Source organism: uncultured Veillonella sp. (assembly GCF_938010505.1).
Taxonomy (GTDB): domain Bacteria; phylum Bacillota; class Negativicutes; order Veillonellales; family Veillonellaceae; genus Veillonella.
Window position 1 is genome coordinate 1 of the sequence record NZ_CALLVP010000136.1, and the last position, 7,515, is coordinate 7,515.

Sequence of the window (7,515 nt, forward strand, 5' to 3'; positions counted from 1 at the left end):
TTACCATAGTTGGCTTTTTAGCTGCTATGATTGGTACCATCATCGGTGCCGGTGGAGGACTTGTCTTTGTGCCTCTTTTTATGTACTGGTTCCCCGAGTGGTCTCCGTCTATGGTCGTAGGGACATCGCTTTTTTCTGTTATGTGCAATGCTATTTCTGGATCTATAGCATATCTTAAGCAGAAAAAGGTGTATGTTGGGGCTGCGCTCGTCTTTAGCATTGCTACCTTCCCAGGGGCCATTTTAGGGGCTCAAATGTCTGGGTGGTTCTCTGGTAATGGCTTTATGTTTGCCTTTGGGTGTTTTATGTTATGTGCATCTTTCTTGATTGGCTTTAAAAACTTTAAAAAAGGGGAACGAAAGGAAGAGTCCCTTACTCTAGACCAGCTCACCTATAGTAAGCCCGTTGGTATCAGTATTAGTATTGTTGTTGGCTTTATTTCGAGTATCTTTGGCATCGGCGGAGGCCTCATTCACGTACCGGCCTTGATTTATTTGATGGGCTTTCCTACGCATATGGCGACAGCCACTAGCCAATCCATCCTCGCCGTATCTACTACGGTAGGGGTTATTACGCATCTAATAGAAAATCACATCGTATTTAGTATTGCCATTCCTACGAGCATTGGCGCTATCTTCGGCGCTCAAGCTGGTGCGCGCATTGCAAAACGCCTTAAAGCAAAAGCTATCCTAGCGCTCATGAGCGTAGCTGTTTTTGCATTGGCTGTACGCATCATTCTTAAATCTGGTATCTTGGGATGATATAATTTAATAAAAGCCCTTTAATGGTGACTTGTACGCATTTTACCATTAGAGGGCTTTCTATATTTTCAGCAGTTTATAAAAAGGTATGACCAAAAGTCATAGAACACTATAAATGAGAATAGAGAAATCAAAGTTAATAAATCATACTAATTTTATGTATAATACTTGTAATGTATTTACTATAGAATTACATGTAGAATAAATCGTTGTTTATCGAATTTTTGGTATGCCACAATTAGCTATATCTATATATACCTAATAAATAAGGATTATTGATTGAAGATGTGTAAAAATATGTACATGATAATGCGAATGAGATGTACTTTCAACTAAGAGAATAAAAGAACAATGCATATCGATTTTTATTAGAAGAGATATAATTTATGCATAATTATAGTAGTGAGAATGAGAACGGCGTATACTAAAAGTAACTTATATTCCTTATGAGAGGACAGGAGGAAATAGAAGTGAGTACGCTTATTAGAGATTATGAACGTTTTGCCAAGGAGGCAAAAGAAATTTGTAAAGGTCGCGTGTATACCGATCATTTACGTCGTTATGCGTATGGCGTTGATGCGTCCTGCTATAGCTATTTACCAAAGGTAGTTGTTAAAGCTGAGGATGAACGCGAAGTAAGACGTCTTATTCGTTTATGCCAACAATGCGGCACACCATTTACATTCCGTGCGGCGGGTTCGTCTTTGTCTGGTCAATGCTCCAGTGAAGATGTGCTCATCGTATGTAATGATGGCTTCAAGAAAATGGAAGTTATCGATGATGGTAATGCCTTAAAATGTGAATGTGGTGTTATCGGTTCTGATGCAAATGACTTATTGAAACCGTACAATCGTAAAATTGGTCCAGATCCTGCTACGCTTGCCACCGCATTAGTAGGTGGTATTTTGAATAATAACTCCTCTGGTATGTGCTGTGGTACGGCACAGAACTCGTATAAAACAATTCGCTCCATTCGGGTTGTTTTACTAGATGGTTCCATTCTCGACACATCCGACCAAAAGAGCATTGATCAATTCCTCAAAGAAAAACCTCAAATGGTAGAGGATATCTTGCAATTGCGCAAAGATATTTTGGCCGATGAAGAATTGACACATTTAATAAATCACAAGTATAAAATCAAAAATACTACGGGCTACGGCTTGAACTCTCTCGTTGATTTTGAAGATATTATCGATATCATCAATCACTTGTTCATTGGCTCTGAAGGTACATTGGGCTTCGTGTCCGAAGTTGTATATAACACTGTTGAAGACGTGCCTCATAAAGGCTGCGGCCTCATGTTCTTCAAAACATTGAATGATGCATCCTTAGCCGTTGTAGCCTTGGCTAATATGGGCCGTGAAAAGGTTATCGCTGCGGAAATGATGGACTATCAGTCCTTGCGCGCTGTTCAAGCCTTAGATAATGTGCCTGACTTCGTTCGTGAAGTGCCTGAAGGTACGAGTGCAATCTTGTTCCAAACTGAAAGCTACACGAAAGAAACGGTTGATCAAAACTTGGCTTTCATTAAAGACAAATTAAAAGATATCCCAACAGCCCTTCCAAGTCTTTACTCTCAAGACCCTGTAGAATACGATTCTTGGTGGGCCATCCGTAAAGGTATCTTGCCAATCGTTGGCGGTCAACGCAGAAAAGGCACCACTGTTATTACAGAGGACGTGTGCTTCCAAATCGAAGACTTCACTAAGGGCATCGAAATGATTACCGAATTGTTCCACAAATACGACTTCGTTGACGGTGGTGTAATCTTCGGTCATGCTTTGTCTGGTAATGTTCACTTTAACATCACACCTGACTTTAGCGACCCTAAAGACACTAAAAACTTTGCTGATTTGGTAGAGGAAATGTCCGAACGCGTATCTGGTTTCGGTGGCTCTTTGAAAGCTGAACATGGTACAGGTCGTATGGTGGCACCATTTGTTGAAATGGAATGGGGTCGTAAAGCGTACGAAATCAATCGTCGTATTAAAGCTATCTTTGACCCTGAACGCATTTTAAATCCTGATGTTATCATTACGGATGACCCAGATGTGTACAAGAAAAATCTTAAAGCTCAATGCGCTATCGACGATGCTTTTACAATCTGTATGGAATGTGGTTTCTGTGAAAAGCATTGCCCAAGCCGTAATTTAACATTGACGCCACGTCAACGTATTGCATTGTTGCGCGAAACGAAACGTCTTGAAAACGAAGGTAATTTTACGTTGGCATCGGAGCTTAGAAAAGGCTACGAATACTACGGTGTGGACACTTGTGCAGCTTGCTCCATGTGTAAAGGTCTTTGTCCACTCAGCATCGATACTGCTCAAATCGCATTGTCCATGCGTCGCATCGATCCACCTGCACCAGAATTGGCTAAGAAGATTTACGATAACTTCTCCACAACCATCGAAATGTGCCGTGCTGGCGTGAGCCTCGAAGGCCTTGCTGGCTCTATCATTACGCAAAAAGCGATTTCTAAAATTACAGAAGGCTTATATGGTGCTACAGGGATTACTCCGTACATTCCTAAAACAACGCCTAAGGTTAACCGCTACAGATTGAGAAATCGCATTAAACCAACTAACTTTGAAAAGGTTGTATACTTCAGTACCTGTGCGAACCGCGCTTTCAAACCGAATCAAGGTTACGACGATGAGCGCAGCTTGCAACAAGTAGTGGAAAGCCTCTGTAACAAGGCTCATATCGATATTATCTACCCACAACATATCGAAAACCTCTGCTGCGGTTTGAGTTTTGAAAACTACGACGACGTTCATGAACGGGCTGTTAAGGACTTACACGATGCGTTGATTAAAGCATCTCAAAATGGTAAATACCCAATCGTGATCGACCATAGTGCATGTTTCAATCATGCTTTCAAACACATGCCGGACTTAGAAATCAACGATATTTCTGAATTCTTATGCAAATATGTTGTGCCTCATCTGGACATTGAAAAATGCGATGAGCGCGTAATTGTGCATAAACAATGTAAAATCAAATCGTTGAACAAATCTCAATACATCGAAGACTTGGCTCGCCTCTGTACAGATTATGTATTCAACATTAAATCCTTCGCATGCGACGGCTTTGCTGGCCAAAAAGGGTTCTTTACTCCAGAACTCAACAAATCAGCTACGAAAGACCTCGCTAGTGAAATCGCTGAATACGGTGTAACATTAGGCGTGAGCTCCAGTTCTACCTGTGAAATTGGTCTTGGTGAAAGCGGTGGCATCCCATTCGTTGGCGTTGCATTCCTACTAGATCGTTGCTCTAAGGCTAAGAACTAGGTCGTGTATACCTGTTGCTATTTACGTTAAAGTAATTAGTAGTTTACGTAAAAGCAACTAGTAGTTTACGTAAAAGTAACGGGTAGTTTATGTTGTAGTTACTAGCAGTTTTTTAGGAGTTTTATGAGATTTACCGTTAATTCTTTATTTTTCTAAGAAATGTGGTATACTAAACATAGGTAGTAGAGTGTATGAAATTACCTGCAATATAACCAAAAAAAAGGACGAGTGGCAGCTCGTCCTTTTTCTTGCTTACTTTTTGTTTTTATTGTTAAGCCAGTAGCTGTAGGTAGTTACAACTAAGGCAACAATAATAGGGGCAAGCAAGGTGCCCCAGAGTGCATAAAACAGCTCCTGCAATATACCACCTCCTTTCGGGAGGTATTTTATATTATATCATCATGATATGGAGTCTTGTATATGATTAAATATCGAGTCTTACATATGATTTAAATATCGAGTCTTACATATGATTTAAATATCGAGTTTTGCATATGATTTAAATATGGAGACTTGCATAGGATTTAAGAATGGAGAATTCTGAATGAAGAAAATTATACTTTTCTTTCTTTTAATAACAGCCCTTACGGGATGTGGATTGAATCAAAATACGAATAGTAACAATGGGAATGGCAATAAGACAGAATCTAATGCAACTAGTTGCGCTACTGCAACTGGCTCCTCTACATCTGGTGCGGAAAATAGTAAAGCTGTTAAGCAAGATGAACACCTAAAGGCAGCAAAGCAAGCCTTATCCGCTGGTGAGTATACGAAAGCCATAGACGAAGCTACAGCGTCCATTAAGGATAACGCTAATAATGCGGAATCCTATTCTGTACGCGGCTTTGCAACAGCATTAAACGGTGATACGACTAAAGGCTTGTCAGATACTAAAAAGGCTTATGATTTAGATCCTAACAATGTGGCTAATTACTATAACATGGCCATGGTCTATAAGTTGCAAGGTCAGTTAAACGATTCTAAACAATGGTTTGAAAAGGTATTGGAAAAGGACCCTAGTAACACCTGGTCTGTGTATGGTATTGCTACCATTTATGCAGATCAAGGAGACGACACTAAGGCCCTTGATTGGCTTGAAAAGGCGATTAAAATTGATCCATCTGTAAAATCCGTTGCAGCAGGACAAGACCATTTTGAACGCTTTCATAATAATATGCGATTTAAAACATTGGTTGGGTTATAGTTTTTAAATCTATTGAGCAATTAATAATACTATTAGAGTAGAAATGATGTTTCCTGATTCTATTAGTTACTTGACAAAATTGATACATGACCTTTATATATTAATCCTATTCATAAAAATCATATTAGTATATAATTAATATGTATAAATTAGGTTGTGTATTGATGAAAGGAGAGGATTCATCATGAAACCATTTGGTAAAAGGGTAGCAATGGCTGTGTTGTGTGCGGCGACATTGACATCCCCATTTTTTTGAGCGGTTGTAGTATGTCAGAGTTATGGCAGGGTACTGAACAGAGCCGTAAGGAAATTGCGCAACGGTCTGAGCAGAATCAGGTGCAGTTATTTAATCAATATGTGAAAGCTGTAAGCCGATACAATCGCATGGCTGTAATGTTTGATTATGCGAATATGCCAACTCTTAATGAGTTAAAAGCGGGGCAGCATTTAACTGTATTTAATGCACCGAACTTTAAGCAGCTACAAAAAGAATTAGAAGAGGCCAAGCAAGCCGGGATTCCTTATGATGAAATGAAGGAGCCTTTAGATAAGCTGCTTTCAAAATTGAATGAAATTACACCGGTAGCGGAAGAGCTCGATGCATACTATAAATCTAAAGGGTATACCACAGACAACTATGCTAAGGAGCAACAATTAGGTCCTAAATATGTTCAATTGTATGAACAATTTGTTCCTATTTATGCTGACTTTGATAATGTTATGCATAAAATCAATACGGACCGCTTGCAACAACGATTGCAACAATTGCGTGATGCAGGCAAGAAAAATGCAGCTGCAGCACAAGAGGTTCATTTGCGACTTACTGCGGTCCTAGAAAAGATCGATAGTGAAAAACAACTAGACGTAAATGCTATCAATCAAGAGTTGCAAGCTATTGGTGATGTATCAAATGGCATTACTAGTCCTAAGTATGATTCTGTTAAGACCTCTGTAAACTCTACAATTGGTGCAATCCGTACCTATATGGGCTCAAAACAAGATAACGACTATAATCGTATGATTGAGGCCTATAACCATTACATTTCTAATCTGAATACGACCAATATGAATGAGTTAGATTAACATGAGTTAGATTAATACGTCTATATAAAAGAAAGCTGTATCAAATGAGAGTATCATTTGATACAGCTTTTTAATTGATATATAGGATATACCTTACTTTTTTAGGCTAATGCGCGTTGTAATTTGGCTCGATAACGAGAATAATACTAGGGCTATCCAGATACAACCGAAGGCGATCATTTGCGGTGTATCGAAGCTTTCACCAAAGTAGAAAATAGCTAGTAATAATGCGATGGTTGGGGATACATATTGCAAGAAGCCTAGTAGGTTGAGTGGCAATAGTTGTGCTCCGTAGGAGAATAGAACCAATGGTACAGATGTGGTTAGACCGCAGCCGATGAGGAGTAAGGTAGTGTACCAGTCTGTGCCAAAATAGGACCAAGAAGCAGTATCGAACATGGTTGTATATAGCAAGGCTAACGGTGTTAAGAGCCAAGCTTCAAAGGCGATGCTAGTGAAGGGATGAATGAGGAGTTTCTTTTTCACAGCACCATAGAGGCCAAAGGATATGGCGAGGACCATGGAGACTAATGGCAAAGCCCCCAATTGATAGGTAAGTAAGGCGATGCCAATGGTGGCTATGATTACGCTCAGCTTTTTAGGTGGCGTTAGGACTTCTTTAAATAGAATGACACCTAGCACTACGTTCAAGAGTGGATTGATATAATAGCCGAGGCTCGTATCCATAACGTGGTTATTGGCGATGGCCCAAATGTAGGTGAACCAGTTAGTACTGATGATGAGTGATGCTAATAGGAGTAGTATAATCTGTGATCGATGTTCTTTTAGGAATTGGAAATCCTTTTTGAATTGATTGAAATATATACCGAATACGACAATAGCCATGCATACGCCGGACCAAATGATTCGTTGCGCTAGTACGTTGTAGGGCGAAACATGGTGCAGTAATGCCCAGTATAATGGGAGCAAACCCCATAATATATAACAACTAAGGGCTGTAATCAGTCCTTTTTTATTTGTATGTTCCATAATACCTCCTCAAGATAATACTTATTATATCACTAATAATTAAATTATGAGTTTTAGTTATTGCGTATGATTTTCGGTTATAACTTTAATTTTGGTACTTATGATTAAATGTTATATTCATTGACTTTATGCATATTGTTACACTATATTGGACTTAGAACAACGAATATAGAGAATAGGTGTC

Annotated in this window: 5 protein-coding genes and 1 pseudogene; 4 read left to right on the top strand and 2 right to left on the bottom strand. The window is 39.3% G+C overall.

From position 1 onward, the window contains the following. Together Q0507_RS08350 and Q0507_RS08355 are read left to right on the top strand one after the other, a co-directional pair. Positions 1 to 761, top strand: a 761-nt coding sequence (locus Q0507_RS08350) for a sulfite exporter TauE/SafE family protein (protein ID WP_298714993.1), incomplete at its 5' end; no start/stop codon positions are given. 470 nt (positions 762 to 1,231) lie between these two features. Continuing rightward, a complete protein-coding gene (locus Q0507_RS08355) occupies positions 1,232 to 4,054 on the top strand; it encodes an FAD-binding and (Fe-S)-binding domain-containing protein (RefSeq protein WP_298714995.1) in 2,823 nt (940 codons plus the stop codon). Between the two features lie 252 nt (positions 4,055 to 4,306). On the opposite strand, the gene Q0507_RS08360 is transcribed toward Q0507_RS08355, so the two are convergent. Beyond that, the gene (locus Q0507_RS08360; RefSeq protein ID WP_227037232.1) at positions 4,307 to 4,414 is read right to left on the bottom strand and encodes a type I toxin-antitoxin system Fst family toxin; all 108 of its coding nucleotides are present in this window, start codon (positions 4,412 to 4,414) and stop codon (positions 4,307 to 4,309) included. A 184-nt stretch (positions 4,415 to 4,598) separates the two neighbouring features. Between Q0507_RS08360 and Q0507_RS08365 the strand changes: the two genes are divergently transcribed. Together Q0507_RS08365 and Q0507_RS08370 are read left to right on the top strand one after the other, a co-directional pair. Then, positions 4,599 to 5,258: a TPR end-of-group domain-containing protein gene (locus tag Q0507_RS08365; RefSeq protein WP_298714996.1), complete on the top strand. Its 660-nt coding sequence runs from the start codon at positions 4,599 to 4,601 to the stop codon at positions 5,256 to 5,258. A gap of 184 nt (positions 5,259 to 5,442) precedes the next feature. Beyond that, positions 5,443 to 6,341: pseudogene (locus Q0507_RS08370) on the top strand (DUF3829 domain-containing protein). 93 nt (positions 6,342 to 6,434) lie between these two features. Here the strand turns inward: Q0507_RS08370 and rarD are convergent. After that, positions 6,435 to 7,331, bottom strand: a complete 897-nt coding sequence (gene rarD / locus Q0507_RS08375; RefSeq protein ID WP_298715000.1) for an EamA family transporter RarD — start codon at positions 7,329 to 7,331, stop codon at positions 6,435 to 6,437. Positions 7,332 to 7,515 lie beyond the last annotated feature (184 nt).

Excerpts from the sequence above, each read along its gene's own strand:
- Q0507_RS08365 (WP_298714996.1), top strand. The coding sequence starts at position 4,599 with ATGAAGAAAATTATACTTTTCTTTCTTTTAATAACAGCCCTTACGGGA.
- rarD (WP_298715000.1), bottom strand. The coding sequence starts at position 7,331 with ATGGAACATACAAATAAAAAAGGACTGATTACAGCCCTTAGTTGTTAT.